The sequence below is a fragment of the Minwuia sp. IMCC3060 genome (assembly GCF_029909435.1).
GTDB lineage: Bacteria > Pseudomonadota > Alphaproteobacteria > Minwuiales > Minwuiaceae > Minwuia.
Map to the genome: position 1 here is coordinate 1,867,645 of NZ_CP123782.1, position 13,653 is coordinate 1,881,297.

The window sequence follows — 13,653 nt, forward strand, 5'->3', positions numbered from 1 at the left end:
CGCGGCGCGGTCCCGGCAACAGCGGCGGCCTCAGGCCGGTTTCACGGCCTGGGGCAGCAGGACACCCGAAACATGCGTGCCGACAGAGACAGTGTCAGCATGAACGATCGGCTGGACGTACTGCAGCAGCGGAATGACGTAGGCATTCTCGGCGATATGCCTGTCCACGGCCTTGTAGCCGGCAATGCGCCTGGCCTCGTCGGCCTCGCCCCACAGCGGGCCGATCATGTCGATCAGATCCTGCCCGTCCCAGACGGAATGCGGCGACGGTCCGAACATGGCAAACCCGGTCGAGGTCGAGGGATCGCCGATGGAGTTGCCCCAGTTGTAGAACGCCGCCGGAGCCAGCGTGTCCGTCGCGCGCAGCTCGTAATGCTTGGCGATCTCGTAGACCTCGATCTCCGCCTCGATCCCGACCTTGCGCCACATGCCGACGATGGCCTGCACCATCTCGTAGTCCTTCGGCTTGAAGCCGCGGGTGGTCTGGATGCGGAACCGCACCGGATTGTCGGTCGAATAGCCACTCTTCGCCAGCAGCGCCTTCGATGCCTCCGGGTCGTAGGCCACCTGGATCGAGGGATCGAACGCCGCGTACTCCGGTGCCTGCAGCGTGTCGATGGGCACGCCATAGCCCCGCAGCAACCGGTCCACGATGGCCTTCTTGTCGATGGCGTGGGCTGCGGCCTTGCGCACGTTCGGATCGGTCATGACCTCGATGTCGTTCAGGAAGATCATGCCGATGTCGCTGACCGGTGTGGTGACACCCGCCAGACCCGACTTCTGCTTCAGGCGGTCATATTCCTGATACGGAATCTCCAGCGTGATGTCGGAACCGCCGCTCTCCACTTCCGCCACGCGGGCAGACGCATCGGTGACGAACTTGAAGACAACGGTCTCGAAGGCCGGCTTCTCGCCCCAGTAGTTCGGGTTCCGCTTCAGCCGGACGAAGGCGTTGCGCTGGAACTCCTCCACCATGTAGGGGCCGGTCCCGATCGGGGCCTTCTCGAAACCTTCCGCACCGACCTTCTCGAAATAGGCCTTGGGCATGAAGTAGCCGGTCAGGAACGAAAGCCACTTGAAGAATGTCGGCTCATAGGCCGCAACCTTGCCGGTCACCCGGTTGCCGCTGACCTTGTAGTCGGTGACCTTCGACCAGAGAAACTGGATCGGATTGCCGGTCTCCGGGTTACCCGCGCGGGTCAGCGACCAGGCGACATCCTCCGCCGTGAAGGGGGAACCGTCGTGCCAGGTAACACCTTCGCGCACGTCCATCCAGATCTCGGTACGGTCATCGTTCCAGCCCCAGCCGGTCAGCAACCCTGGTGAGAAGCTGAGGTCGGGGTTCTGCGTGATCGGCTGGTCGTAGACTGTCTGATAGAATGTCTGGATCGTCGGATTGACCGCCGACAGGCCGACGGTCGGATCCCAGGATGGCAGGTTGACATGATAGGCGATGGTCACCGCCCCGCCGCCGTGCGCCGCCGCCAGCGCTCCACCCGGTGCCAGCAGCATCGCCGCCGCCCCCAGGCCCGTACCCTGCAGCATCTGCCTGCGTGTGAGTTTCATTGTCCCGCCTCCATACCCGGTTTCGTTCCTGCTGGCAGCAGTATGGCGCGGCGACCGTCGCTGGCAACCATGCATGCGTTTCGATGCGCCGCATCATCCGGGACGAAACGCACATTGACCTGGACGCCAATTGTTCAGGAAAAGGTGCAGTTGCATCCTGCAAACGCGCGTCGAGTCACGTGTAGGTTGTGAGCCACGGGGTTGAATACGATCATGGCAGCAAGACCATGACGGTGCGGCCCCGAATGAGAGACAGGTCGAGCGACAACTGGACGTCGACCAACGGGGGAGAAGACAGGGAATGAGTGCCAAGGACAAGATCTTGACGGCAGCAGGTGAATTGTACGGACAGCAGGAGATCGCGATGGTCTCCCAAAGGCAGATCCTGCAGGCTGCCGGTCAACGCAACACGTCGGCGATCCAGTACCATTTCGGATCACGGGAAGGCCTGTTGCGGGCCGTGTTCGAACGCGGTGTCGCGAGAATTGATGCCCGCAGGAACCAGCTTGTCGACGAACTGGAAGCCTCGGGAAGGCAACCGGTCGTGAGTGACTACATCAACGCGCTGGTCCGCCCCCTGTGCGAACAGCGCTCCGACGGTGAATCCGGTCTTCAGACGCTGCGCTTCCTCGACCAGGTCCTGAAGGATCCAGATCTGCGGCTCATGGAGATCATGAAGGGGATGGACAGCGGCATGCGTCGGGCGCATCAGGGTGTCGTGCACTGCCTGCCCGACGTGCCGCCGATGCTGCTGCGCTACAGGCTCTACGCAGGCAGCCGTGCAGCCTCCGGTGTATTGTGCGACTGGGACAGGAACGGAAAACTCGACGATCTCTCGGACGTCTTTACCGACGATCTGGTCGCGATGGTACTTGCCATGGTCACGGCACCGGTTACACCGGGTGCGGACAGGCAGTTGGCTGACAGGGCGGCCGGTGATCCCGAGAAGATGGGCTACACTGCGCCAACCACACCAGACGCGTGATCACCGGCAAGGCGAACAACCTCGCAGGCACTTGATCTGAGGGGGATCGACCCGCTGACAGGATCGCAGTTCGCGGTGCTGACAGCCTGGTTCATGTTGGCCCCCAACGGGTCCCCCGTGCCATCGCCATATGCTCGACCGGACGGATCCGGCACCCACCAGCCATGCTGTGCGAAGACCTGGCCTTCGCGCAGCTTGCGGGTCACCCTGGCGCGGGCAACGAAACTGCCCGTGGCCGTGGAAACACGGACCCAGTCCTGATCCGCAATCCCCCGCTCCGCCGCTGTCGCCGCGCCGATTTCCAGCAACGGATCCGGCACCAGCCGGCGCAGGGACGGCAGGTTGCGATGCTGGCTATGACAATAGGCGACGGTCTTCGCGCATCCCAGACTCAGGGGCAGCAACGGATCTGCGGCTTCGGGAACCTGTGCCGGATAGGGCAAACCGGACCCGACGTGCTGCTGCAGCACCTCCGACCAGACCTCCAGTCGGCGGGTCGGCGTATCGAAACCCGCGACCTGGCCGGATTCGTCCTGCAGGGCATGAGGGCGGTAGGTGACCTCTCCCTCCAGGCTGATTCCTTCCGGTTTGCGGCGCAGTTCCGCGACGGTCAGGTCTGATGGAGCCAACAGGTGATCGTGTCCCCGATCCACATCGCCATCGAAGAAACGGTCGGACAAGCCCAGACGTTCGGCAAGTTGCAGGACGATATCGATATCCGAGCGTGATTCCCCCACCGGTGCCACGACCGCCGGACGCAACTGCACGTGCCGCTGCCCCTCCAGGCTGTTGTCGAAGCTCGTGCTCAGCCCCTCCCGCTCCCAGGATGTCGCGACCGGCAACACGATGTCGGCGTACTCCGCTGTAGCGTTCAGGAAGAAATCCGTGTGGACATGAAATTCCAGAGCGGTGAGCGCCTGCCGCGCCAGCGCCGTATCAGGCTGCGAAGCGAGCAGATTGCCGCCGAAGGAGAACAGGGCCCGCACCGGATATGGCCCCTGCCCCAGCACGGCGCGATAGACGTCACGACCGGTGACCCAGGCATTTGCCGGGGGTCCCAGGGGCCGCTCTGCCAGACCCAGCGCCTTCGCCCGCTGTTCTGCGGACAACAGCTCGGGACCGGATATGTCGTTGAAACGCGCGATTCCGCCCGCCACATTACCGCCCGGCACGCCGATGCTGCCGGTCAGGGCGTGCAGCAAGGTCATGGCACGGTCGGTCTGTGTGGCCGAACTGCTCTGCCCCACACCATTCCATGTGTAGTAGGCAACGGATGCGCTGTCGCCAAGGATTGCCGCGGCCTTCTCGAGGGCCTCGACAGGTATGCCGGTAACCCCGGAAACATGGTCAGGCGCGTGACGGTCCAGCAATTCACGGTAGGCGGCAAAGGCGGAACGGCAGTCGATCCCGCCCGAGAGTGTCTCGACCCTGCAGCCACTGTCGAGCAGCAGGTCTGCCCGATCATCAAGCCATTGGCCGGTCGACCGATCATAGCGCAGCAGGGCGCCGGACGATGACTGGCCAAGCAGCACGTCCGACGAGCCATCGGCCATCAGGTCCGACTGTCTGAGGAACCGCATCTCGTCGCCATGCAGCAGCAGGGGACCGTTGCTCCAGTCGCGCATGAAAGCTTCATCAAAGCGGCCATCCCGCACCAGCAGGTGCGCCAGGCCAAGTGCCAGCACCTGGTCCGTACCCGGCTTTACCTGCAGCCAGCAGTCGGCACGACTGGCGAAGGTGGTCGGACGCGGATCGACCACGACCATTCGTGCGCCGTTCTGCAGCCCCTTCTGCACTTCACCGGCCCTGGCCAGCCAGGTATTCGCCGGGTTGTTGCCCCACAGCAGGATGCAGTCGGTGTTTGCGAAATCCGGAACTCCGATGTCATGGCCTGTCGTGAACTTCGCCGCCTCGTCCTTGTGCCAGTTGCAGATCTCCGTCGAGTAGATCGTGTTGGGACTGCCGAAGGCGCGGATGAAGCGCTCGATCCAGGCGATGCCGTCGGATAGCTGTGTGCCGCTGGGTGTGGTGACGGAGAAGGCGACCTGTTCCGCGCCATGTGTATCCCTGACCCGGCCCATCCGCGCCGCGATCTCGTCCAGCGCCTCGTCCCAGCCTATTGGCTGCCATTCGGTCGGCCCTGCCCCCTTCGGCGTGGTCCGGCGCATCGGTCGGGTCAGACGGTCAGGGTGATAGACCTGTTCCGGGGCGGCGCGGCCCTTCGGACAAAGTTTCGCGCCTGTCGGATGGTCCGGCATGGGCTCGATGCCGGCCAGGCGTCCGTTCTCGACCACGGCGATGCAGCCGCAGCGTGATCTGCACTGGGCGCAATAGGCAGGGACATGTCTCGTGTCTGTCATGCGTTCAGGGCTCATCCGGATATTCCTTGGTCTGGGTGTTCTGCGCGATGACGAGACCTGCCGCCCCTGCGGCGGCAACGGCGCCCGCAGGCGGAGTCTTCTGGCCTTCCGGCTTCTGTACGGCGGGGGCCGCATCGGCATTCATGGTTTCCGTTTCACCCTCGCCTTTCGCCCAGTCCGGCCATTCGATCTGGACCCGGCGCTGTGCGAGTTCGATGCCCGCCGCATAGAGGTCGTTCTTCACTTCCTGAAACACGGCCTTGCGGATCATGAACTGCTCCCGCGGCTTGCAGGTGAACTTGGTGCGCAGGATCAGGGCCCCCTCCTCGATGCGGAACACGCCCTGGGACTTCAGCGGCTGGATGAACTTCGGGCCGAGTTCCGGATCCTCCAGCAGCCTCAGACCGACCTTCTTGATGATCTTGCGGACCTTGTCGACGTCGGTGTCATAGGGCAGCCGGAACTCCTGCTTGTAGATCGCCCAGTCGCGGTTGTAGTTGGTGATGGAGCGCAGTTCGCCAAAGGGAACCGTGTGAATGGCCCCCCGATGGTGGCGCAGGCGCATGGAGCGGATGGAGATCTGTTCCACCTGGCCCCGGATCTCCCCGAACTCGACATATTCGCCGACGCGGAACGCATCGTCGATCAGGAAGAAGATGCCGGAGATGATGTCCCGGACCAAGGCCTGGGCACCGAAGCCGACGGCGATGCCCACGACACCCGCACCGGCGATCAGGGGACCGATATCCAGTCCCATCGACGACAGCACCACCATGATGGTGATGGCGACAAGGATGGTCAGGATGAAACCGCGTATCAGTGGCAGCAGCGTGCCGAAGCGGGAAACGATCAGACCGCCCAGACCGTCTTCATCAACTGCATGATCGGCGGCAGCGGCCATCGCGCGCTCGTTCTCCCGGTCGATGAAGCGGGTGATCGTCCGTTGCACCAGTGCCCAGCCGATGGAGGCCACCAGCAGGATGGCCAGCACATCCAGCAGCACCTCGGTCGCCAGCTGCCCGGCCGGGCTCTGCTGCAGGGCAATGATATCGAGGGCAACCACGTGCAGGAACGCCGCCAGGCCGATCAGTGCCAGCACCAGATAGGCGATCTGGCGGACAGACGGCAGCAGGCCGCCACCCTGTTTCATCTCCAGTATCCCGGCCTCCCCGCCCGCGTCGGTCGCGCGCGCGGCAGATTCCTCGTCCGGTTCCGCCGGATTATGGAGACGGGAGACGAACAGGCCGCCGGCCAGCGCCCCGAACAGGCAGAAGACCGCGACGGTCTTGCTCGGGTCCGGGGAAAAGACACTCAGGGACCAGAGCAGCAGGAACATGGCCGTCGCAACGACCAGCCAGACCCGGCGATAGCGCCCGAACAACTGGTGCAGCATCGCGCCAAGACCTGTGCTCGCCGATGGCCGGTCGTGATCAACCGGTGTTCTGAGGATCACCACCAGTGACACGAGCGCCAGAAGACCGCCAACACCGAGCTGCACGATGTCCAGCATGGCCTGCGGCATGCCCAGCAGGCGCAGCATGCCCATGCTGAACCCGGCAAGCGCAGCCAGCCCGAGGACGATGGTGAGCCAGTAGACCATGCGCCGCGCGGCGCGGTCGTCCAGGTCCACCATCCGCCGTTCGGGTGCCTTCGGCGCGAACAGCGCATTGCCGAGGAACCACCCGGCCATCGCGACGACCGTCACGGCGAGATAGCTGATCAGGAAGATCCGCATGGGGTCGAACTGGCTGAACCAGACCAGTGACAGCAGGAAACCGGCAGCAACCATCACCGCCAGCACAAGCAGATCACGCAGCAGCACCACCAGGGTGACCGTCAGGGATGGCAGCAGCCGACCGCGGATCGCCGCTGGCGTGACCACCAGTTGACCGAACATGCGCCGCGTCAGCCAGGCCAGCAGTCCGCCGCCGGCCAGCATCAGCGCAAGATTGGCAATGCCGGTCCACATGCGCGGCCAGCCCTCGAAATCCGTCAGCAGGATGAAGGCATCCTCGACCTCGCTCTGGCACAGGGGCCAGATGGCGATGACCCCGTCAATGCCCCTGATGATGCCGTTCATGCTGTTGCGCGCACCGTCGATCAGTGCCGCGAAGGGATCGCCCCCGCCCTGTTGCGGTGCGGCATCCTGCTGTGCGGCATTGCCCGCAGCGAGCTTCTCTTCGACGAGTTTCCGGACAGTGGGTTCCAGCAGGGTCTCCAGGCTCTGCTGTCCCGGCGCGGGCGCGGTCTCGGTCTCGGAACGCTTCTCGGCCTGTTTCAGGACCTGGAGCGCCTGCGCCTTCACCTCTCCTGTTCCGGACCAGGAGAACCCGAGCAGGATCAGGATCATCAATGCCAGCAGTGAGCGTGCGAAACCCATGTTCATTCCCCCCGACGAGCATTCTCGCGCGCCCGTACGGGAAGCCTAAACGATTTTGGCGAGTGGCGGTATCACAGTCACTCGGACGGTGACGGCTGTCGGCTCAACGAATGTTGCCATGCGCGAGGGTGCGGAACTCCTCACCATCCTTCTGCGAGATCCTGATGCGGTAATAGCCGGAATCATGCAGCTCGCACAGGAACCGGTCGCCCCGCTTCGCATAGAGGAAGTAGGTCAGGTGCAGGTCAGAGCGCTGAGGCCTCGGCTCCCCGTCGATCTCCAGTTTCTTCAGGACTTCGATGTTGCGCACGATGAAGAGGCACCGATCGAAACCGGGGCGGGCACTTTCGGCTTCGGAATTGGCCAGGGCCGCATAGTTGCCGTCCCGCAGTTCGACGGTGCGGAGATCCATGCCCGCGCGGGACTGGTGCACCACGGAGACGTTGAACGGGCCTGCGTCGAAGGTCCCGTCGGTCCCTTCGGTGAAGAGCCGGATCAGCCAGTCGGCCTCCTCCGGCACGAACAGCGCCGCAAGCCTCGCCAGAGCCGCCTGTGCGGCCGAGCGATCGACATGCGGCGGGGCGTTGAGCGCGCGGTTCTCGCCGGTGCCATTGTCGGTCCAGGTCAGCCGGACGCGTTTGGTCAGCCCCTCATGACCGACCGGTTCGGTGATTGTGACACGCACCGTCCGATTGTCGCCCAGGATGCAGTGACGTCGCAGGTCCGAGAAGGCATCGGTCGCCTGTTCCACCACGCGACTGCAGTTCAGCGCCTCCTCCACGCGTCGGGATTCATCGCGAAACGGACCAAACCCCTTGTCCGGTTTCGGTCCTTCATCCTGCCCCGTTATGGCACGCCATAGACTGCCAAGCTGCGCCTGGGCCGGATGGGCAGCAGACAGCGCCAGCACCAGGGCAAGCATTGGAACGGCAATCAGGACCGGAAAGGGTTTCATTTCGACACCAAGCCAGAGACGTTGGGTCACTTCAAGCAAGATCAGAGCCGATTGCCGTCATGCCGGGCCGGTTGCCTGTGGTGGCTGCTGGCGGGAGGCCAGCCAGAGGCCTGCCAGTACCAGAACGAGACCGGCAAAGGTCGCCGTTCCCGGTATCTCGCCCAGCAGAACGGCCCCCCCCAGCGCGGCCGTCACAGGGCTGAGGCCAAGATAGATCGTCACCTCGGTCGCGCCCGCGTTGCTCAACGCATACAGCCAGAGGAAATAGCTGGCGCCGCTGCCGACGCCGATGAAGATCACGGCCATCCACCCGATGTCGCTGAAGGCCGGAAGCGTCTCGAAGAGTCCCTCCGGCGCCGCCGCGGCAGCAAGAAAGATGACCGATGCCAGCATGGCGAGCGATCCGACAGAAACGGTCGGATAGCGCATCAGGTAGGGGCGATAGAAGATCGAGCAGGCCGCGCCCGACAGGGCTGCCGCAAAGGCAGCGAGTTCACCGATCCAGCCTTCATCGACGACAGCGGTTTCCGTCACCTTCTCCCCCAATGCCAGGCCGACACCGATGATCGTGACGACCACGGCAAAGGCCACGCGGGTACTGAACGCCTCCTTCCCGAAGAGGACGGAGAGCACCATGGTCAGCAGCGGGAACGTGGCAAAGATCAGCGATGCTCGGGCGGAGGGGATGTATTGCAGGGCAATGTTGAGGAAGACGATCACCAGTCCGCACTGGACAATACCCAGCAGGACCACCGGTATCACGTCCCGGCGGGCAAATGGCCAGGGCGCGATCTTCAGCGCGACGGGCAGAAGGCAGAGGAACGCAAGCGCGTAGCGGAAGAAGGCGAGTGAGACCGGTCCGGCCTGGTCCACGACGAAGCGCGTGGCGACAATGCCGAGACCGACCTGGATCCCGGTGGCTGCCGCAGCCACAAGGCCCGCGCGGCGGTTCAAAGTTCCAGTTCCCAGTTCTGACCGACCAGATCGACACCGAAACTGTGGTGCGGCTCCTCCTCCACCAGTCGGAATCCGGCCTTCTGGTATATCCGGCGGGCCGCGTGCAGATTGTCGTTGGTCCAGAGCACCAGCTTGCCGTAGCCCTTTGATTTCGCGAAGCGAATACATTCCTCGACCATGCGTTCACCCAGGCGCAGACCGCGCGCGGAAGGGTCGATGATCAGCAGGCGCAGTTGCGCTTCTGCAGGTGATTTCCTGACGACGGTGACCGAACCAACGGGGACCCCGTCGATCTCCGCCATCCAGCAATGTTCCCACTCCGGATCGAAGTCGCGCAGGAATGCGGCGGCGATGTCCGCGACCATCGCCTCGAAGGTATGATCCCAGCCGAACTCGGTGGCATAGATCCGTCCATGTGCCGAGATCACCCACCCCATGTCGCCCGGCCGATGGCTTCTGAGCGTGACGACCGGCGTGGGCGCGGGCCGACCGCAAGCCCTGGCGAGCAACGTCCCGGCAGACTGCAGCGCCGTCATCAGGTTCCGCTGATCCTGCTCCCCAAGGCCGGAGATCAGTTTCATCATCTCGCTCTGCGACCTGCCGGAGAGGGATCGGTACAATTCAGCCCCGTCAGCCGTCAGCGCGAGGATCTGCTGGCGACCATCCGCCTGCGACACCGCGGCGGTGATCAGTCCGCGGTCCTTGAGTCCCCGCACAAGGCGACTGAGATAGCCGTTGTCGAGGATCAGGTCCCGTGCGAGATCCGAGATGGTCAATCCGTCCCCGTTCGCGATCTCGTAGATCACCCGCACCTCGGTCAGCGAGAGGCCGCTGTCCAGATAGGCCTGTTGCAGCAGCCCGACCAGACTCGTGTGGGTCCGGTTGAAGCGGCGCAGCGCCTCTGCCCTCAGTTTCAGAACCTCGTCCATCATGCCACCCGAAAAATGCCTAGCGCGCCTAATCATATGCCACAGGCAGATAAAGGAAATGCCGTCTTTCGCAATTCCTCCTTTTTGCGGAATCCGGAAAAGCTGCTATCGCAGGGACAGTGCACGATGATGTTGTTTCCGCGGAGAGCCTGGAAATTGAAGATCCGATGACCAGACCTGCCGTCATACGGAAGATCCGGTTTCCCGGGGTTCCGCCCTACACCGGCTGGGCAGTCGGGATTGCTGCACTGGTGGTGCTCGGCTTCCTGTTGTTCCCAAATGCGCCGGAGGGCCTGCCATGACAATCGTCACCGGAGGGGAATACCGAACTCGCATTGGCATATGCGTTTGATGAATCCGGTACGGCGGACCTGCAGAACGCCCGGCGCCTGACTTTCGCAGACGGCCCGATGCAATCCCTGCACCTCGGATTCAGCGACCGCCCCCTCTGGCTGCGACTGACCATGACCAACAGGGCAGCGGAGGCTCTGTCGGCTGTGCTCGTCTATCGCTTTCCCTACATTGATTCCGTGACCGCATATCTGCCACGCCCGGAGGGCGGCGAACCTGTCCGGATTGCGCGCGGCGACAGCCTGCCCCTGCCGGAGAGCTTCCGGCAGAGTCATTTCCCGGCGTTTCCGGTCCACCTGCCCGCCATGGCGACGACGGTTGTCTATCTGCAGGTCCAGAGCACGTCGGTCCTGCTCGCCCCTCTAGAACTTCTGAGCGAGAAGCGTTTCGCACGCGAACTGATGCTCGACCAGATCCTGCTCGGCCTCCTGTTCGGGGCGGTCATCGCCGTCTGCCTCTACGTTCTGACCGTCTATCTGACGGTGCGGGACAAGGCCTATCTGGATTTCGTGCCGTTCAGCCTCAGTTATGCGCTCTATGTGGCGGTCGCGACCGGGTTCGGTCAGGTCTGGATATGGCCGGAGGCCTGGCAGCACGCGAACCTGCTCTATTTCGTCGTCCAGGGGCTGCTGTTCGCCAGTGGCGTGCGGTTCTTTCAGCGCTACCTGAATACCGCCGAGCACACGCCCCGCATCAACATCGCCATGCGCCTGCTGATCATCGCGGGCCTGCTGACGACCGTATCGCCGTTCCTGCCGAAACCGATAGATACTCTGCTGATAGCCTTCGTCGCGGGACCGGGCGCAGTTCTCGTGCTGGGAACCGCGATCTATCTCTGGATCCGCGGCGTCGACAATGCCGCTGTGGTGACTGTCGGATGGGCGTTCAGTCATGTCACCTCGGTCTATCTGTACCTGCGGGTATTCGACATCACGCCTTACCTGGAAGTGAACCACTACCTGACAGCCATCGGCTGCGCTATCGCCACCCTGTATTTCGCCATTGCCCAGGCCCTGGGTCTGCGCAGGCAGCAGGCCAAGCTGCTGCTCGCCGAGACCATCAACGACACCCGCAACCAGTTCATGGCCGGGATGAGCCACGAACTGCGCACGCCGCTGAATGCGATCATGGGCTTCTCCGAGATGATGAAGGAACAGATGCTGGGACCGATCCAGCCGTCTGCCTACCGGGACTATGCGGCGGACATTCATGCCAGCAGTCAGAACATGCTGAAGCTGGTTGACGATGTTCTCGACATCTCGCGGATCGAATCAGGTCACTACGAGCTGAATGTCCAGCCGACCGACCTCGTCGACCTCGCGCAGGCCTGCATTGCCAGGTTTGCGACGGAGGCTGCCTCGGCCGGTATCCAGGTCCACCTTCGGCACGACCGTGATGCCGTCATGGCGACGGTGGACGCGGAGGCTGTGACGCGTGCCCTGTGCAACGTGCTGGACAATGCCATCAAGTACTCGGCCCCGGAGAGTGAGGTCAGCGTCGCGATTGCCGGGGACCGGGGCCAGATCAGACTGAGTGTCTCGGACAGTGGTCAGGGCATTCCCGAGGAGATGATGGAGCAGGTCGTCAGGCCCTTTGAACTCGTCCGCACCAACGCCTACTCGGCGAAGACCGGAGCCGGGCTCGGGCTGCCGGTTGCCCGCATGCTGGTCGAACTGCATGGCGGAAGGCTCGAGATCGACAGTGACGAGGGCAAGGGCACATCTGTTGCGTTCCTGATGCCCGCCGACTGACCGCATGGTCTCGCCCGCCGGCAGGATTCAGGCCGCGTCGACCGTCTGCGAGCCACCGGTTGGCGTATCTTCCACCCGCGTCGCCCAGAACTCGGCCGGAAGCAGTATCCGCACCGTTGTCCCCTGCCCCTTGGCGCGGTCGATCTGCAGTTCGCCTTCGAGCACCTGCATCAGGTGACGGGTGATGGGCAGGCCCAGACCGGACCCCTGCTCACCTGTCCTCACGGAGGATTCGGTTCTGCCAAACGGCGTCAGTGCCTGTCTCACCTCTATCGGGTTCATGCCCAGTCCCTGATCCTTGACCGAAAGGACCAGATCACCCTTCCGACCCGTATCCAGGCTGATGGTGACCTGCGACCCTTCATTGGAATACTTGATCGCATTGCTGAGAATGTTGAGGACGACCTGACGGAACCTCTGCATGTCGGTCCGCACCATCAGATCGCTGTCAATCTCCCTGGTGGTGACGGCAATGTTCCTGCTTTCCGCCAATGACGCGACCATCGCTGTCGCCTCGGCAAGCAGTTCGGAAAGATTGGTCCATTCCAGCGTGATCTCCGCATTGCCGGTTTCAATGCGCGAGAGATCAAGCAGGTCGTTGATGACACCCAGCAGATGTCTCGCACTGCCATGGATGTCCTTGACGTATTCGCCATACCTGGGCGGCGACACCTTGCCGAAGACCTCGTCCCGGATGACTTCGGAAAAGCCGATGATGGCGTTCAGCGGGGTACGGAGCTCATGGCTCGTACTGGCGACAAAGGCACTCTTCTCGCGAGTCGCATTCTCCAGCCTTGTCATGGTCTCAAGCAGCTCGAACTCACGTTGGACAAACTGGATGCCGACCAGAAAGTTCTGGCGCGCGGCGAAAGCGATCAGGGCCAGGAGAACCGGGCACAGGATCAGCATGTAGACCGCGACATCAGGGTACTTCGTCGAAACCGCGACCATGGGAACCACCCCGGCACAGAGATAGAGCACCACCGCGGCTAGCGGGATCATGGCGTTCAGCATCACGCCACCCGAAATCGTGATGGTCAGCAGGATGAACAGCAGAACGTCCGTCGCGATTGTCCCGTTCGTCACCGCAACTGCCCCGAAGACGCCCCAGATTACCCCGAAGATCAGGTTCTTCTGAACGATGGACGCCACTGTCCGCGAGGAATGGGAGCGTCGCGTCGAGCGCCGTTTCGTTCGCCATTGCATCAGTTGCATCGCACTCAGGCTGACTGTCAGCGCGAACCAGGGCCAGACGAAGAGCGGATGAACGAACGGACTGAGGGCGATCGCGAGAACCACAGCGAACGTGAAGTTGCCTGCCGCAAAGATAACGGAAGCATCAATCTGACGCGCAATGCGTTCTTCCATAACCATCGTACGCAGATGCACCGGTGCTGTTGCTCCGATCATGGTCTCGAA

Annotated in this window: 9 protein-coding genes; 2 read left to right on the forward strand and 7 right to left on the reverse strand. The window is 63.2% G+C overall.

What is annotated here, in order from left to right; all coding sequences use genetic code 11:
- Nucleotides 1–30: 30 nt before the first annotated feature.
- Nucleotides 31–1,566, reverse strand: a complete 1,536-nt coding sequence (locus QGV54_RS08835) for an ABC transporter substrate-binding protein (RefSeq protein ID WP_281017209.1) — start codon at nt 1,564–1,566, stop codon at nt 31–33.
- A 301-nt stretch (nt 1,567–1,867) separates the two neighbouring features.
- Between QGV54_RS08835 and QGV54_RS08840 the strand changes: the two genes are divergently transcribed.
- Nucleotides 1,868–2,551 (forward strand): hypothetical protein, encoded by a 684-nt coding sequence (locus QGV54_RS08840; protein WP_281017208.1) that lies wholly within the window; start codon nt 1,868–1,870, stop codon nt 2,549–2,551.
- Here the strand turns inward: QGV54_RS08840 and QGV54_RS08845 are convergent.
- The 5 genes from QGV54_RS08845 to QGV54_RS08865 all read right to left on the reverse strand — a co-directional run bounded on the left by QGV54_RS08845 (nt 2,521) and on the right by QGV54_RS08865 (nt 10,135).
- Nucleotides 2,521–4,911 carry a molybdopterin-dependent oxidoreductase gene (locus QGV54_RS08845; protein WP_281017207.1) on the reverse strand — a complete coding sequence of 797 codons (2,391 nt, stop codon included), beginning with the start codon at nt 4,909–4,911 and terminating at the stop codon, nt 2,521–2,523. The genes QGV54_RS08840 and QGV54_RS08845 overlap by 31 nt on opposite strands.
- A gap of 4 nt (nt 4,912–4,915) precedes the next feature.
- On the reverse strand, nt 4,916–7,291 hold the full coding sequence (locus QGV54_RS08850) for a mechanosensitive ion channel family protein (protein ID WP_281017206.1): 2,376 nt from the start codon (nt 7,289–7,291) through the stop codon (nt 4,916–4,918).
- Nucleotides 7,292–7,394: 103 nt separating this feature from the next.
- Nucleotides 7,395–8,246: a hypothetical protein gene (locus tag QGV54_RS08855; RefSeq protein WP_281020137.1), complete on the reverse strand. Its 852-nt coding sequence runs from the start codon at nt 8,244–8,246 to the stop codon at nt 7,395–7,397.
- A 57-nt stretch (nt 8,247–8,303) separates the two neighbouring features.
- A complete protein-coding gene (locus tag QGV54_RS08860; RefSeq protein WP_281017204.1) occupies nt 8,304–9,200 on the reverse strand; it encodes a DMT family transporter in 897 nt (298 codons plus the stop codon).
- Nucleotides 9,197–10,135: a helix-turn-helix domain-containing GNAT family N-acetyltransferase gene (locus tag QGV54_RS08865; protein ID WP_281017203.1), complete on the reverse strand. Its 939-nt coding sequence runs from the start codon at nt 10,133–10,135 to the stop codon at nt 9,197–9,199. Before QGV54_RS08865 ends, QGV54_RS08860 begins: the two co-directional genes overlap by 4 nt.
- A 332-nt stretch (nt 10,136–10,467) precedes the next feature.
- Between QGV54_RS08865 and QGV54_RS08870 the strand changes: the two genes are divergently transcribed.
- Complete coding sequence (locus tag QGV54_RS08870) at nt 10,468–12,234, forward strand: sensor histidine kinase (protein WP_281017202.1); 1,767 nt, start codon at nt 10,468–10,470, stop codon at nt 12,232–12,234.
- Nucleotides 12,235–12,261: 27 nt separating this feature from the next.
- On the opposite strand, the gene QGV54_RS08875 is transcribed toward QGV54_RS08870, so the two are convergent.
- Complete coding sequence (locus QGV54_RS08875; RefSeq protein ID WP_281017201.1) at nt 12,262–13,608, reverse strand: HAMP domain-containing sensor histidine kinase; 1,347 nt, start codon at nt 13,606–13,608, stop codon at nt 12,262–12,264.
- Nucleotides 13,609–13,653: the final 45 nt, after the last annotated feature.

What these genes read in the sequence shown, in the direction of transcription:
- QGV54_RS08835 (WP_281017209.1), bottom strand. Translation starts at nt 1,566, where the DNA reads ATGAAACTCACACGCAGGCAGATGCTGCAGGGTACGGGCCTGGGGGCG.
- QGV54_RS08840 (WP_281017208.1), top strand. Translation starts at nt 1,868, where the DNA reads ATGAGTGCCAAGGACAAGATCTTGACGGCAGCAGGTGAATTGTACGGA.
- QGV54_RS08845 (WP_281017207.1), bottom strand. Translation starts at nt 4,911, where the DNA reads ATGACAGACACGAGACATGTCCCTGCCTATTGCGCCCAGTGCAGATCA.
- QGV54_RS08850 (WP_281017206.1), bottom strand. Translation starts at nt 7,291, where the DNA reads ATGGGTTTCGCACGCTCACTGCTGGCATTGATGATCCTGATCCTGCTC.
- QGV54_RS08855 (WP_281020137.1), bottom strand. Translation starts at nt 8,246, where the DNA reads ATGAAACCCTTTCCGGTCCTGATTGCCGTTCCAATGCTTGCCCTGGTG.
- QGV54_RS08865 (WP_281017203.1), bottom strand. Translation starts at nt 10,135, where the DNA reads ATGATGGACGAGGTTCTGAAACTGAGGGCAGAGGCGCTGCGCCGCTTC.
- QGV54_RS08875 (WP_281017201.1), bottom strand. Translation starts at nt 13,608, where the DNA reads ATGGTTATGGAAGAACGCATTGCGCGTCAGATTGATGCTTCCGTTATC.